Raw genomic sequence first — 13,517 nt, 5'->3', positions numbered from 1 at the left:
AGTGGAAAGGCCGCCGCGGCCGGCGGCGGCCAGTGTGCCGCAACTCGGTCACTGCGTTCCGGATCGCGGCATCAGGGTTACCTCGAAGCCCTGGTCCTGGAGCAGCAGGGTCAGCGCCCGCGGCCCGGTCATGTGCATCGCGCCGACGGCCACCAGCAGCGATTGACCGCGCTGGTGCAGCTCGGAGATCCGCTGGGCGAGCGCCGGATTGCGACCGTCGTTGATGCGCTGCAGTGCGGCGCGGTCGGCGGCGTCGGACACGCAGTCGCACCAGTCGGCGTACCGGTTCAGCCGGCCCAGGTCGCCGCGGTCGTAGACCGTCACCATCGTGTCCAGCGTGCGCAGCAGCGACTTCGGGCGTTCGAGCTGCTGCAGGTTGGCGCGCAACTCGTGCCGCGCCGCGTCGGCGTCGGCGGGCAGCAGCGCCTCGAGCTGGCCCTGCAGCGTCTCCAGCGCCAGGACCGGCAGGCCGCGGTCGCGCGCCCACTGGCTCAGCAGCATCTCCTGGCCGTAGCGCACGTCCAGCCCCAGCGCCCGGGCGCGCAGCAGCATGTAGGTGCTGGTCTGCAGCAGCGGATGCATCGCGGCCAGCGCCTGCGGCGCCAGGCAGACGGCCGCGGCCTGCGCGTCGAGCCGCCGGCGCATCGCGGCGTCCAGCGGCAGCTCGGGCATGGCCGGCATCTTCCAGGCGTCGCGGTCCAGCGGGTCGAGCTCCAGCGCCACCGCGTCGACCTCGTCCAGCGCCTTGCGAAGCCGCGGTCCGGGCGCGGCCCAGCCCGGCTTGCCGACGTGCAGGCTGGCGTACAGGTAGGAGGTCCGGCCATCGCGCTTGATCGTCCACATCAGGCCCCGATCCCTGGCCTGCGCGGCGAGGCGATCGGCGGGGAGCGGCGCGGGTTCGGGCGGGCAGGATGCCTTGGACGGCGCTGCCAGCGCGGTGCCGCCGGTCAGTGCCACCCACAGGGCGAGCGAGCCGGCGGCGAGCGCGCGCGATGCGCGCCTCAGGAGAGTCGACGGGGACGGATTCAGCATAGGCGGCACGATGCCATAGAACCGGCCTCGCCCCAGGCAGGCGGAGCACCCGCCGAAGAGGGGGTCAGGTCTCGCCGGCCTCGTGATGCCGCTCAGCGCGCCGGGTCGAGGCGTGCCTTCGGCGGACGGGCCGCGCCACACCTCGTGGCGGGCCAGGAAGGCGGTGTCGCTGAGGCGTTCATGACCGGCCCGGAGCATCCGGCGCAAGCTGCGAGCGCTTGGCCATGGGGTGTGCGGGGGGATCACCCCTGAACGGGGCGCGCCGCACGATCTTGGCGCAGGGAAGGCCGGGGACAAGCCCCGGGGTTCAATGCATGATCACGGGCTGCTGGCCCAGGTTCGCGTACTGCTCGATGAAGGCGTCGAGGTCGTCGACGTCGGGACCCTGTTCGATGAGCGCCTCGACGCCCTCCTGGAAGGTCTGGGCCAGGGCGCCCTCGATGAAGATTTCCTTGCGGGTGAACTTGTCGACGATCTCGAAACCGTCACGTTGCAACGAGGGCAGGTTCGTGTGGTCCACCTGGGCGGCGTGCGCAGCATCGCCAGCGGACGGGGCGACCGGGACATCGAACTGGACGACGATGTAGCTCGGTGAGTCGTAGAGCATGTGCATGAAGGACTCCTTGGTTGGAGGAGTTATGGCCTGTTGCGACAGATTCAAGACCCGTCGCTCCCAACCCAGGCCATGACCCATGGTGGCAGAACTTGCGGAACACGCTGCACCGTGTCACAAGCATTTGTGGTGCCAACCGCACAGGGTTTCACGGATACACGAACCGTAACGCGCACACACGGGATCGAGGTCAAGCGGACATGTGCGCGGCTGACAGCCTCACTCCAGCAAGCGGAGGGCCCACTGTTCGTCGTCGTCCAGGCTGAAGCGCAGGTCCGCGGCCAGGAATCCCCGCTGGCCGTCGAGCCAGACCGACCACTGCAGCGCCGGGCGGCCGGCCCCTTGCGCGAGGTCGCGCCGCAGCAGCCACCGCGCGCCGTCGCGCGCGACCACCTCGAAATCCCAGTCGTTGATGCCCGCCGGGCCGGCCACCGGCACGCGCAGACGCAATCCGACATGGGGCGCCGGTTCCGCGGCCATCATGGCGGCCAGCTGCAGCCACCAGGACAGGCGATCCTGCGTGCCCGCCGACAGCGGAAAGGCGCGCGCGCCGACAAGCAGAACCGGCCGCGCGGCGTCCCGGTCGAAGATCTGCAGTTCGCGCTCGCGGCCCTGGCGCCAGACGCGGTGTCGTTCCGGCTGCAAGCCTTGCGGACCGACGCGCCCTTCGCTGTGCCAGACCGGCAGTTCGCGCTCGCCGGCGCGGCGTTCCAGCGTGATGTCGTAGCGGCCCTCGCCGATGTGGAAGCGCAGCGCCGCCTCGCCGGGTTGGCCGTCGATGACGAAGGCGTAGGCGAGGGCGCCGTCGCCGTGCAGCGGCAAGGCCAGCAGCGCGGGCACCGGGCGGGTGTCGGCCGCGGGAGCGGGCGCTGGACGCGAAGACGGGCGCCGCGCGGCGTGTGGCTCGAGCTGTTGCCCGACAGGTGGGGGGAGACGTGGCACGAAGCGCGGCTCGGCCGCCGGAACGACCGGTTCGGGCATCGTCGGAGGCGGGGCCTCGATGAGGCGCGTGGTCACCACCGGCGTGTCGATCGCCTGCGGCAAGGCCCGCCGCGACAGCGCGCCGATGGCGCCCGCATGCAGCGCCAGGGCGCCCGCGAGCGCCGCCGCGAACGCGATCCGATCCTGAGGTGAAAATGCGGCCACCGATCGTCCGACGAATGACTGTCCGTTCACAACAATGAAACTCGCCACCTACCGCGACGGATCCCGCGACGGCCAACTCGTGGTCGTGTCGCGAGACCTGAGCCAGGCATGCTATGCCAACGGCATCGCGACGCGCCTGCAACAAGTGCTCGACGACTGGAATTTCATGGCGCCGCAGCTGGAGGTGTTGTCGCAGTCGCTGAACCACGGTCGCGCGCGGCATGCGTTCGCGTTCGACCCGAAGCAGTGTCTGGCGCCGCTGCCGCGCCTGGCCGGCTGGATCGCCGGCGAGGCCTACCCGGAGCAGGGTCAGGCCTTGCGCGAGCGCGGCCTCGCATGGCCGGAACGCCTCAGCGCGCCGCTGCTGCGCGCCGGCGGCGCCGAGGCGCTGCTGGCTCCGACCGAGTTGCTCGACCTGCGCACGCCGGGCCTGGAGCCCGAGCCGCAACTCGCCGCGCTCATCGGCGACCTGGCGCAGGGCGCCGTGCCGTCGCAGGCGCTGGAGGCGATCCGGCTGCTGATGCTGGTCAGCGACTGGGTGCTGCGGCCGGTGCAGCAGGAGGAGCTCGCCAACGGCTGGCCCGCGCTGCACAGCCGCCCGGCGCTGCAGTTCGCGCCAGTCGCCGTCACGCCCGACGAACTGCCCGGCGCCTGGTACCTCGGTCGCGCGGCCTTGCAGCTCCAGGTCATGCGCAACGGGCGCAAGCAGGCGGTCGTCGACGCGAAGACCGGGATGAAGTGGTCGCTCGGTGACCTGATCGCCGAGGCGGCGCTCAACCGGCCGCTGCGCGCCGGCACGCTGGTCGGCGCGGGATCGCCGGTGCTGGGCAAGCCGGTGACGCTGGAGCCGGGCGACAGCCTGCGCATCGAGTTCAAGCTCGGCGACGGTCCCGGCCCGTTCGGCGCCATCGACATGGACCTCGCGGAGTCGGAAGATGCAGGGCGGGAGGAAGCCGCCGACACGGTCGAGACCTCTGAGTCCGCTCCATCCGCCGAATCCGCCGAATCCTCCGAGTCCTCTGAAACCGCTGAGACCTCCGCCCCCGATGACCAAGAAGGAGACGCCGATGAACCTGTTTCGCCGTGACCTGATCGCGCTGCTGGGCGCGGGGTGCGCCTCGCCGTGGGCGATGGCGCTGAGCCTCAGCGAGGGGGACGCCGCCTCGGGCGTGCGCGCGGCGCTCGAGCGCGGCGCCCAGGCGGCGCTCGCCAACCTGGGTCGCACCGATGGTTTCCTGGGCAATCCCCAGGTGAAGATCGAGCTCCCCGGCGCGCTCAAGGACGCCGCGCGGCTGTTGCGCACGACCGGCCAGGGCAGGCGCATCGACGAGCTGATCACCTCGATGAACCGCGCCGCCGAGCAGGCCATGCCCGAGGCGCGCCAGTTGCTGGTCAGCACGGTGCGCAACATCAGCGTCGAGGACGCGGTGAAGATCGTGCGCGGCGGCGACAACGCGGTGACGCAGTTCTTCGAGGAGAAAACCCGTTCGCCGCTGACGACCAGGTTCCTGCCCATCGTGACCAAGGCCACCGAACGCCAGTCGCTGAGCGAGAAGTACAACGCGGTGGCCGGCAAGGCCTCGGGCTTCGGGCTCATCCGCAAGGAAGACGCCAACCTGCAGGGCTACGTCACCGACAAGGCGCTGGACGGCCTGTACTTCATGATCGGCCAGGAGGAGAAGAAGATCCGCCAGGACCCGGTCGGCACGGGAAGCGCCATCCTGAAGAAGGTCTTCGGCGGATGAGCGCGTTGCCCGACAGCGGCGCCATGAACACGCCCTGGCTCGACCGGTCGCACGACTTGTCGACCGTCGACGCGCTGAGAACCGTCTACGCGGCGCCCACCGCGGCCGCCACGCTGGACAAGGCATGCGACCACGTCCATCCGCTGTACCGGCCGTTCATCGAGGCGTCGCCTTTCGCCGTCCTCGCGACGCGCGGGCCGCACGGCCTGGACACCTCGCCTCGCGGCGACGCGCCGGGCTTCATCGAGGTGGCCGATCCCAGGACGCTGCTGCTGCCGGATCGTCGCGGCAACCACCGCATCGACAGCCTGCGCAACCTCATCCACGACCCGTCGCTGGCGCTGCTGTTCCTGATCCCGGGCATCGGCGAATGCCTGCGCGTGAACGGCGTCGGCCGCATCAGCGCCTCGCCGGCCTTGCGGGAGCGCTTCGCGGTCGAGGGCCAACTGCCGAAGTCGGTCCTGGTGATCGAGGTGCGTTCGGTCTTCTTCCAGTGCGCGCGGGCGGTCAAGCGCTCCGAACTCTGGAATTCGGATCGGCACGTCGAGCGCACGACGCTGCCGTCCACGGGGTCCATCCTGGCCGGCTTGAGCGCGTCGTTCGACGGTGCCGCCTATGACGCCGACCTGGAAGATCGCCAGCGCCGCACGATGTATTGATGCGTTTCCTACAATCGGGGTCATGAACGCCCCGACCTCCGCCCGTCCCGTCGTCGCCCGTCCCGTGGTCTATACCCGCGGCGCCGCCTTGCCCGCCATCCTGGCGCAACGCATCGCCGTCCTGGACGGCGCGATGGGCACGATGATCCAGCGCTACAAGCTGACGGAAGCCGACTTCCGCGGCGAGCGCTTCGCCGATCACCCCAAGGACCTCAAGGGCAACAACGACCTGCTGGTGCTGACCAAGCCCGAGGTCATCAGCGAGATCCACCGCCAGTACCTGGACGCCGGCGCCGACATCATCGAGACCAACACCTTCGGCACGACCAGCGTGGCGCAGGAGGACTACGGACTCCAGGAGCACGCCTACGAGATGAACGTCGCCGCCGCGCGGCTGGCCCGCGAGGCCTGCGACGCGTTCAGCACGCCGGACAAGCCGCGCTTCGCGGCCGGCGCGCTCGGCCCGACGCCGCGCACGGCGTCGATCAGCCCGGACGTCAACGACCCCGGCGCCCGCAACGTCGACTTCGATACCCTGCGCAAGGCCTACTACGACCAGGCCAAGGCGATGCTCGAAGGCGGCGTCGACCTGTTCCTGATCGAGACCATCTTCGACACGCTGAACGCCAAGGCCGCGATCTTCGCGGTCGACGAGCTGATGGACGACACCGGCGAACGCCTGCCGGTGATCATCTCGGGCACGGTGACCGACGCGTCGGGCCGCATCCTGTCGGGACAGACGGTGACGGCGTTCTGGCACTCGGTGCGGCACGCGCAGCCCATCGCCGTCGGCCTGAACTGCGCGCTCGGCGCGGCGCTGATGCGGCCCTACATCGAGGAACTCTCGAAGGCCGCCGGCGACACGCCGATCTCCTGCTACCCGAACGCCGGCCTGCCCAACCCCATGAGCGACACCGGCTTCGACGAGACGCCGGACGTCACCGGCCGCCTGGTCGGCGAGTTCGCCGCGGCGGGTTTCCTGAACATCGCGGGCGGCTGCTGCGGCACGACGCCGGACCACATCCGGGCGATCGCGCAGAAGGTCTCCGCGTATCAGCCGCGCCGTTGGGGCAGCAAGCTGTTCAGCGGGCTGGTCGAAGAAGCGGCCTGACGCACGCACCGCACCCCGGTGCTGAGCGAACTCCCTCTCCCGCTTGCGGGAGAGGGCAGGGGTGAGGGCCAGCGGCCTGGGCCCGCCGCGACGCCCGAAGGACCTCAGGTGCCGTAGAGCTTCAACATCGCGTCCATGTTGATCCGCAGGCGGATCTCATGCGGCGCGAGGCTGGCCGTGATGGCCTGCGCCTGCAGGCGCGTGTCGCGCAGCACCGGCGCCGTCAGCGGCGTGCCGCTGCGCCCGAGCAGCGACGCGACCATCGGCGCGTTGGCGCTGTGCCCGCGCTTGAGCACCATGCCTTCTTCGCCGTTGGCCAGCCGGACCAGCGAGCCCGGCGGATAGAGCCCGATCGCCTTGATCAGCGCGGCACCGGCCTCGTCCGGTTGCTGGAGCTCGTCGAGGTAGACCGCCCGCGCCGCCTGCGCCGCGGACAGCGGCCGCCGGCTGCGCCGCGGGCTCAGGCGCGCGCCATAGACGTCGGCGCGGCGGAGCAGCCGCGCCATCAGCTCACCGTCTGATCGCCCGGCCAAGGGCCCCGGCCCGGCATCGTGATGCAGGCGCACGGCGGTCAGCCAGTCCTCGTCGTCGACGCCGATGGCCCGCAGCGTCGCCGCCGCGCGGTCGCCGTGGCCGGCGAGCTGGTCGCGTTGCGCCTCGCCCAAGGCTTCAGGCCGCATCGCGTGCTGGTCCTGCTGCGCGCCGCTGTCCAGGTTCATCGTCAGCGCCGCCAGGCCGAGCGTGCGACGCCGGCCTTCGCCCCAGCCGAGCTGGCGCGTGCTCATCTCGACCAGCGCCAGCGACAGCAGCGCATGCCGCGCGCTGTACTGCAGCGGCTCCTGGCCGGCGTCATGCACCAGCATCGCCAGCGAGGCGTCCGGCTGCTGCGTCAACCGCGCCAGCACCTTGTCGAGCAGCTCCGTCAGCCGCATCAGGAAGTCCGGTCGCCGCGGGTCGCGCAGCACCTGCTGCGCGTGCCACTGCAGGTCCGCCCAGACGGCGGTGTGCGCCGGCGCCGTCTGCTGCGGCATCGGCATCGGACGCGTGGGCTTGTACTCGGCGGTCGCGTTGGCCAGCGCGGACATCGACGCGCCCTGCAGCATCATCGTGTCGAGCTTGTGGGCGAGGGCGCGCTGGTACTCGCGCGTCTCGTGCGCCTGCACCCAGGGCCCGCGGGCCAGCAGGTCGCGGACCTGCGGCGTGTCGGGCAGCGGATGCCCGGAGGCGAACAGCAGATGTCCTCCCGCGTCGCGCAGGGAGAACGTCAGCACCTGTCCCACGCGCAGGCTGTTTGGAGGAAGCTGGACCAGATCCACGGTGCCTTCCCATCGACGTGTCGTCGTCTTGTCGTTGTTGTGTCGTTGCGCCGCGCAGGATACGGGCGCAGCCGGCGGGGCAAGGCAATACGGCACGAACAAAGCGGGGCCGGATCGGTAGAATGCACGCTGTTCCCGCCCCCGGCAAGGCCGCACCCGCGCCCCTGCGGCGGCGGTGGTTTCCGAGGAGCGTTGCGACAGGTCCCGTCACCCGGGTGCCCGCCAGGCTCGGAACGGCGGTGTCGGACTCCCGGACACCGCCTCACAACGGCGCTCACCGACCCGCGTTCCGCGGGGTTGCGGTGAGTTGCGCGGCCCCGTCTTTCGTCTCAGCTCACGTCCAGCTCGGAAAAAGCGCCGCCGCCATGTCCGCCCCGAATTCCGCCTCCGCCTCCGCCACGCCTGACCTTGCCGCCCCGGGCGCTGCGCCCGTCGCCGTGCCGCCGATGAAGCTCTCCGGCCTGGAGCCGGTGAACATCGGCGCCGGCACGCTGTTCGTGAACATCGGCGAGCGCACCAACGTCACCGGCTCCAAGGCCTTCGCGCGGCTGATCCTGAACGGCGAATTCGAAGCCGCGCTGAGCGTCGCCCGCCAGCAGGTCGAGAACGGCGCGCAGGTCATCGACATCAACATGGACGAGGCCATGCTCGACAGCAAGGCCGCGATGGTGCGCTTCCTCAACCTGATCGCCTCGGAGCCCGAGATCGCGCGCGTGCCGATCATGATCGACTCGTCCAAGTGGGAGGTGATCGAGGCCGGCCTCAAGTGCATCCAGGGCAAGGGCATCGTCAACTCGATCTCGCTGAAGGAAGGCGAGGCGGAGTTCCGCCGCCAGGCCAAGCTGATCCGCCGCTACGGCGCGGCCGCGGTGGTGATGGCCTTCGACGAGACCGGCCAGGCCGACACCTACCAGCGCAAGACCGAGATCTGCACCCGCGCCTACCGGATGCTGGTCGACGAGATCGGCTTCCCGCCCGAGGACATCATCTTCGACCCCAACATCTTCGCGATCGCCACCGGCATCGAGGAGCACAACAACTACGCCGTCGACTTCATCGAGGCGACGCGCTGGATCAAGCGCAACCTTCCCGGCGCCAAGGTCAGCGGCGGCGTGTCCAACGTGTCGTTCAGCTTCCGCGGCAACGAGCCGGTGCGCGAGGCCATCCACACGGTGTTCCTGTACCACGCGATCCAGGCCGGCATGGACATGGGCATCGTCAACGCAGGCATGGTCGGCGTCTACGACGAGATCCCCGCCGACCTGCGCGAGCGCGTCGAGGACGTGGTGCTGAACCGCCGCGAGGACTCGACCGAGCGGCTGCTCGAGGTCGCCGAGACGGTCAAGGGCGCCGCCAAGGACGACAGCGCCAAGCTGGCCTGGCGCGCCGGCGACGTCGGCGCGCGGCTGTCGCATGCGCTGATCCACGGCATCACCGACTTCATCGTCGAGGACACCGAGGAAGCCTGGCAGGGCATCCGCGCCGCGGGCGGCCGGCCGCTGCACGTGATCGAGGGCCCGCTGATGGCCGGCATGAACGTGGTGGGCGACCTGTTCGGCGCCGGCAAGATGTTCCTGCCGCAGGTGGTGAAGAGCGCGCGCGTGATGAAGTCCGCCGTCGCCCACCTGGTGCCCTACATCGAGGAAGAGAAGCGCCAGATGGCCGCGGCGGGCAACGACGTGCGCTCCAAGGGCAAGATCGTCATCGCGACGGTGAAGGGCGACGTGCACGACATCGGCAAGAACATCGTGACGGTGGTCCTGCAGTGCAACAACTTCGAGGTCGTCAACATGGGCGTGATGGTCCCGTGCCAGGACATCCTCGCCAAGGCCAAGGTCGAGGGCGCGGACATCATCGGTCTATCGGGCCTGATCACGCCCAGCCTCGAGGAGATGCAGTACGTCGCCGCCGAGATGCAGCGCGACGACTACTTCCGCGTGAAGAAGATCCCACTGCTGATCGGCGGCGCGACCACCAGCCGCGTGCACACGGCCGTCAAGATCTCGCCGCATTACGAAGGTCCGGTGGTCTACGTGCCGGACGCGTCGCGCTCGGTGGGCGTGTGCTCGGAACTGCTGTCCGACGAGCGCGCCACGCGCTTCATCGACGAGCTGAAATCCGACTACGAGAAGGTCCGTGAGCTGCACGCCAACAAGAAGCAGACGCCCCTGGTGACGCTGGCGCAGGCGCGCGCCAACAAGCATCGCGCCGACTTCACGACCTACACGCCGGCGGTGCCGCGTTTCATCGGCCGGCGCCAGTTCCGCAACTACGACCTGGCCGAGCTCGCGCAGTGCATCGACTGGGGGCCGTTCTTCCAGACCTGGGACCTGGCGGGACCGTTCCCGGCGATCCTCAAGGACGAGGTCGTCGGCGCCGAGGCGCAGCGCGTGTTCAGCGACGGCAAGCGCATGCTGCAGCGGCTGATCGAGGGCCGCTGGCTGACCGCCAGCGGCGTGATGGGCCTCTACCCCGCCGCGCAGGTCAACGACGACGACATCGAGATCTACAGCGACGAGTCGCGCACCGAGGTGCTGATGACCTGGCGCGGCCTGCGCATGCAGACCGAGCGGCCGGTCGTGGACGGGGTGCGCCGGCCCAACCGGGCGCTGGCCGACTTCATCGCGCCCAGGGGCACGGTGCCGGATTACATCGGGCTGTTCGCGGTCACCGCCGGCCTCGGCGTGGACAAGAAGGAGCGGCAGTTCATCGACGACCTGGACGACTACTCCGCGATCATGCTGAAGGCGCTGGCGGACCGCCTGGCCGAGGCCTTCGCCGAACGGCTGCACCAGCGCGTGCGGCTGGACCTCTGGGGGTATGCGGCGTACGAGACGCTCAGCAACGAGGAGCTCATCAAGGAGGCCTACCGCGGCATCCGCCCCGCGCCGGGCTACCCGGCGTGTCCGGACCACCTGGTCAAGCGGGACATGTTCCGCGTGCTCCAGGCCGAGGACATCGGCATGGCGCTCACCGAGGGCATGGCGATGACGCCCGCGGCCAGCGTGAGCGGCTTCTACCTGGCGCATCCGGAGGCGGCGTACTTCAACGTCGGACGCATCGGGGACGACCAGGTGGCGGACTGGGCGGCGCGGATGGCGCTCGATCACCAGGACGCGCAGCGGGCGCTGGCGCCGCTGCTCGGCTGAGCCGGCGACCCGTCGTCGCAGGGCGCCAGCGACGCGCGGCCGCAACGAAAACGGCAGGACGCGGCCTTGTCCTACAGGCTGCGTTTCACCCCTTTACAAACGGGACAGTTTTCGCCCCCCGCGACTTGTAACAGCGTGGCATTCTTCGCCCATCCCCCGAGCTAGGGGAAAACCATAAGAGGTGAATCATGGCGTTGAATACCAATCAGAAGATCGCGGCTGGGGCGGTTGCGGCGACGGTGCTGGTCGTGGCAGCCTTCTTCGCGGGGCGGCAAGCCGCGCCGTCGGGGCCTGATTCGCCGGTCGCGGCGACAGAGCAGGGCAACATCGTCGACCGCAACGGCGCCAACGCCGCGGACGAATCCCGCGCGGCGCGCCGGTCCGGCGATGACGCCGTCCAGCAGCGCAACGGCAACGGCAACGGCAACGATTCGCGCCGTGTCGCGCAGCAGCAGCCGTCGCGTGACGGCGGGTCGACCGGTTATGCGGACAACGCCGGCACGGGCGGCACGGCTCCGGCCGACTCCCGCCTCTGCGCGTCCTGCGCGACGGTGCTGTCGGTCCACACCGAGGCTCGCCAAGGTCAGGGCACCGGCATCGGCGTCGTCGGCGGCGCGGTGGTCGGCGGCCTGCTGGGCAGCGCGGTCGGCGGCGGCACGGGCAAGAAGATCGCCACCGTGGGCGGTGCGGTCGCGGGCGGCTACGCCGGCAACGAGATCGAGAAGCGTCAGCGCAGCACCACCGTGTGGGTGGTCAAGATGCGCAACGCCGACCAGAGCAACCGCACGATGACCTTCAGCCACGACCCGGGCGTGCAGACCGGCGACGTGGTGCGTGCCAGCGAAGGTCAGTTGATCCGCCAGTAAGCGCCGCGCGGTCTCGCGCGAGTGCATCGACAACGCCGGCAATGCCGGCGTTGTCGTTTCCGGGCGAGCAGTCCCGCGGGTCCGCGGGTCCGTGGGGTCAGTCGTTGCGCCCCGGCAGCGCCCGGCGCCATTGGATCGCTTCGGAGACGTGCAGGGCGGTGATGGTGTCGGAGTCGGCGAGATCCGCGACCGTGCGTGCGATGCGCAGCACCCGATGAAAGCTGCGTGCGGACCAGGCGAGCCTCGCCGCGGCGCGATGGAGCATCGCCTCGCCTTCCGGCGACATGCCCAGATGCCCGTCCAGTTGCCCGGCGGCCAGCATGGCATTCGAGCACCCCTGGCGCCTGACGGCGCGGTCGCGCGCCGCGGCGACGCGGGCTGCGACCGCGGCGCTGGTCTCGCCGTCCGCGGCGGCCGACAGGATGGCCGGGGACAACACAGGCACCTCCACGGTCAGGTCGATGCGATCGAGCAGCGGACCCGACAGGCGGTTCTGGTAACGCGTGACCTGGTCCGGTGAGCATCGGCAGGCCTTGGTCGGATTGCCGAGGTGCCCGCAGGGACAGGGATTCATGGCCGCGACCAGCTGGAAGCGCGCCGGGAACTCGGCCTGATGCGCCGAGCGCGAGATGTGCACGCGACCGGTCTCTAGCGGTTCACGCAGGGCTTCGAGCGACATGCGCTGGAACTCCGGCAGCTCGTCAAGGAACAGCACGCCATGCTGGGCGAGCGTGATCTCGCCGGGCCGAGGCGGCGAACCGCCGCCGATCATCGCGGCGGCCGAGGCGCTGTGATGAGGCGCGCGGAAGGCGCGCTGCGCCCACATCGACGGACGGAACTGCCCGTTGGCGCTGAGCAGCGCGGCGGACTCCAGCGCCTCCGATTCCGACAAGGGCGGCAACAGCGTCGGCAGCCGCTGCGCGAGCATCGACTTGCCCGTGCCGGGCGGTCCCACCAACAAGATGCTCAAGCCGCCCGCCGCGGCGATCTCCAGGGCACGTTTCGGTCCGGACTGGCCCTTGATGTCGCGAAGATCGAGCGGTGTCTCGCCGCGCGGTGGCGGATCGCGCTGCACGCGCGGCAGGGGTGTCTCGCTCTTCGGTTGCAGGGCGTTCACGAGATCGAGCAAGTGCGCCGCCTCCCGCACGACGAGCCCCTGCACCAGCGCCGCCTCGTCGGCGCAGCCGCGCGGCAGGACCAGCTCCCGATCGAGCTTCGCCGCGCGCAAGGCGAGCGCCATCGCCAAGGCGCCCTTCACGGGTCGCAGTTCGCCCGACAGCCCGAGTTCGCCGGCGCATTCGAGGTTCGCGAGCATGTCCGCGTCGATCTGCCCGCTGGCGGCCAGCAGCCCCAGCGCGATCGGCAGGTCGAAGCGCGCACCTTCCTTCGGCAGATCAGCGGGCGACAGATTGACGGTGATGCGCTTGTTCGCCGGGAACTCCAGCCCGCTGCTCTGCAGCGCGGCGCGCACGCGCTCGCGGGATTCCTTGACCTCGAGGTCCGCCAAGCCCACCAGGGTGAAGCTCGGCAGGCCGTTGGCCAGGTGCACTTCCACTTCTACCGCCGCTGCCGACAGACCGTCCAGCGCGCGGCTGTGGATGATGGAGAGGGACATTGCCATGAAAGGTCGACCCGCCTCAGCGCTTGGGCAAGCCCTTGAGCACCGTCTCGTCGCCTTCCCTCTGTGTTCGCATCGCCATTCGCTCCGCACCCTTCCGGTTCATGAGCTCCGCAGTGTCCACAGCGAACGATTTCACGCCTAGCACCCTGTTGGGGCGTTTCTAGGGTTAACCAATCCCCCGTCCGCGCATGCATTTGGTGCGCCTTGACGCTTGACGGGGCGGTATCGGCCACCGTTCGTCGCGGCGTGAGCCGGAATG

The 13,517-nt window shown here is 70.2% G+C and carries 11 protein-coding genes and 1 riboswitch; of the genes, 6 read left to right on the top strand and 5 right to left on the bottom strand.

Annotation, left to right across the window (positions count from 1 at the left end; all coding sequences use genetic code 11):
* Positions 1–48: 48 nt before the first annotated feature.
* The 3 genes from AC07O8_RS00830 to AC07O8_RS00820 all read right to left on the bottom strand — a co-directional run bounded on the left by AC07O8_RS00830 (position 49) and on the right by AC07O8_RS00820 (position 2,791).
* The gene (locus AC07O8_RS00830) at positions 49–1,230 is read right to left on the bottom strand and encodes a TraB/GumN family protein (RefSeq protein ID WP_495046240.1); all 1,182 of its coding nucleotides are present in this window, start codon (positions 1,228–1,230) and stop codon (positions 49–51) included.
* Between the two features lie 109 nt (positions 1,231–1,339).
* A complete protein-coding gene (locus AC07O8_RS00825; protein ID WP_331616858.1) occupies positions 1,340–1,645 on the bottom strand; it encodes a BTH_I0359 family protein in 306 nt (101 codons plus the stop codon).
* A gap of 219 nt (positions 1,646–1,864) precedes the next feature.
* On the bottom strand, positions 1,865–2,791 hold the full coding sequence (locus tag AC07O8_RS00820) for a hypothetical protein (RefSeq protein ID WP_495046239.1): 927 nt from the start codon (positions 2,789–2,791) through the stop codon (positions 1,865–1,867).
* Positions 2,792–2,825: 34 nt separating this feature from the next.
* On the opposite strand from AC07O8_RS00820, the gene AC07O8_RS00815 reads away from it, so the two are divergent.
* Genes AC07O8_RS00815 through AC07O8_RS00800 form a run of 4 tightly spaced genes read left to right on the top strand, consistent with a single transcriptional unit; the run spans position 2,826 to position 6,306 of the window.
* Positions 2,826–3,878, top strand: a complete 1,053-nt coding sequence (locus AC07O8_RS00815; RefSeq protein ID WP_495046238.1) for a fumarylacetoacetate hydrolase family protein — start codon at positions 2,826–2,828, stop codon at positions 3,876–3,878.
* A complete protein-coding gene (locus AC07O8_RS00810) occupies positions 3,859–4,536 on the top strand; it encodes a DUF4197 domain-containing protein (RefSeq protein WP_495046237.1) in 678 nt (225 codons plus the stop codon). The genes AC07O8_RS00815 and AC07O8_RS00810 overlap by 20 nt, the downstream gene beginning before the upstream one ends.
* Positions 4,533–5,195 (top strand): pyridoxamine 5'-phosphate oxidase family protein, encoded by a 663-nt coding sequence (locus AC07O8_RS00805; protein WP_495046236.1) that lies wholly within the window; start codon positions 4,533–4,535, stop codon positions 5,193–5,195. The genes AC07O8_RS00810 and AC07O8_RS00805 overlap by 4 nt, the downstream gene beginning before the upstream one ends.
* Before the next feature lie 22 nt (positions 5,196–5,217).
* The gene (locus AC07O8_RS00800; protein WP_495046235.1) at positions 5,218–6,306 is read left to right on the top strand and encodes a homocysteine S-methyltransferase family protein; all 1,089 of its coding nucleotides are present in this window, start codon (positions 5,218–5,220) and stop codon (positions 6,304–6,306) included.
* Between the two features lie 104 nt (positions 6,307–6,410).
* Here AC07O8_RS00800 and AC07O8_RS00795 read toward each other — a convergent pair whose 3' ends face one another.
* The gene (locus tag AC07O8_RS00795) at positions 6,411–7,622 is read right to left on the bottom strand and encodes an HD-GYP domain-containing protein (protein ID WP_495046234.1); all 1,212 of its coding nucleotides are present in this window, start codon (positions 7,620–7,622) and stop codon (positions 6,411–6,413) included.
* A gap of 178 nt (positions 7,623–7,800) precedes the next feature.
* Positions 7,801–7,905, top strand: a riboswitch (S-adenosyl-L-homocysteine riboswitch).
* A gap of 82 nt (positions 7,906–7,987) precedes the next feature.
* On the opposite strand from AC07O8_RS00795, the gene metH reads away from it, so the two are divergent.
* Both metH and AC07O8_RS00785 read left to right on the top strand, forming a co-directional pair.
* Entirely contained in the window at positions 7,988–10,771 is a 2,784-nt protein-coding gene (metH, locus tag AC07O8_RS00790) for a methionine synthase (RefSeq protein WP_495046233.1), read from the top strand.
* Positions 10,772–10,959: 188 nt separating this feature from the next.
* The gene (locus AC07O8_RS00785) at positions 10,960–11,637 is read left to right on the top strand and encodes a glycine zipper 2TM domain-containing protein (RefSeq protein ID WP_495046232.1); all 678 of its coding nucleotides are present in this window, start codon (positions 10,960–10,962) and stop codon (positions 11,635–11,637) included.
* A gap of 97 nt (positions 11,638–11,734) precedes the next feature.
* Here the strand turns inward: AC07O8_RS00785 and AC07O8_RS00780 are convergent, their stop codons facing one another.
* The gene (locus tag AC07O8_RS00780) at positions 11,735–13,252 is read right to left on the bottom strand and encodes a YifB family Mg chelatase-like AAA ATPase (protein ID WP_495046231.1); all 1,518 of its coding nucleotides are present in this window, start codon (positions 13,250–13,252) and stop codon (positions 11,735–11,737) included.
* Positions 13,253–13,517: the final 265 nt, after the last annotated feature.

It is taken from the genome of Roseateles sp. GW821-FHT09G09 (genome assembly GCF_059415965.1).
This window is presented reverse-complemented; position numbering and strand designations above follow the sequence as displayed.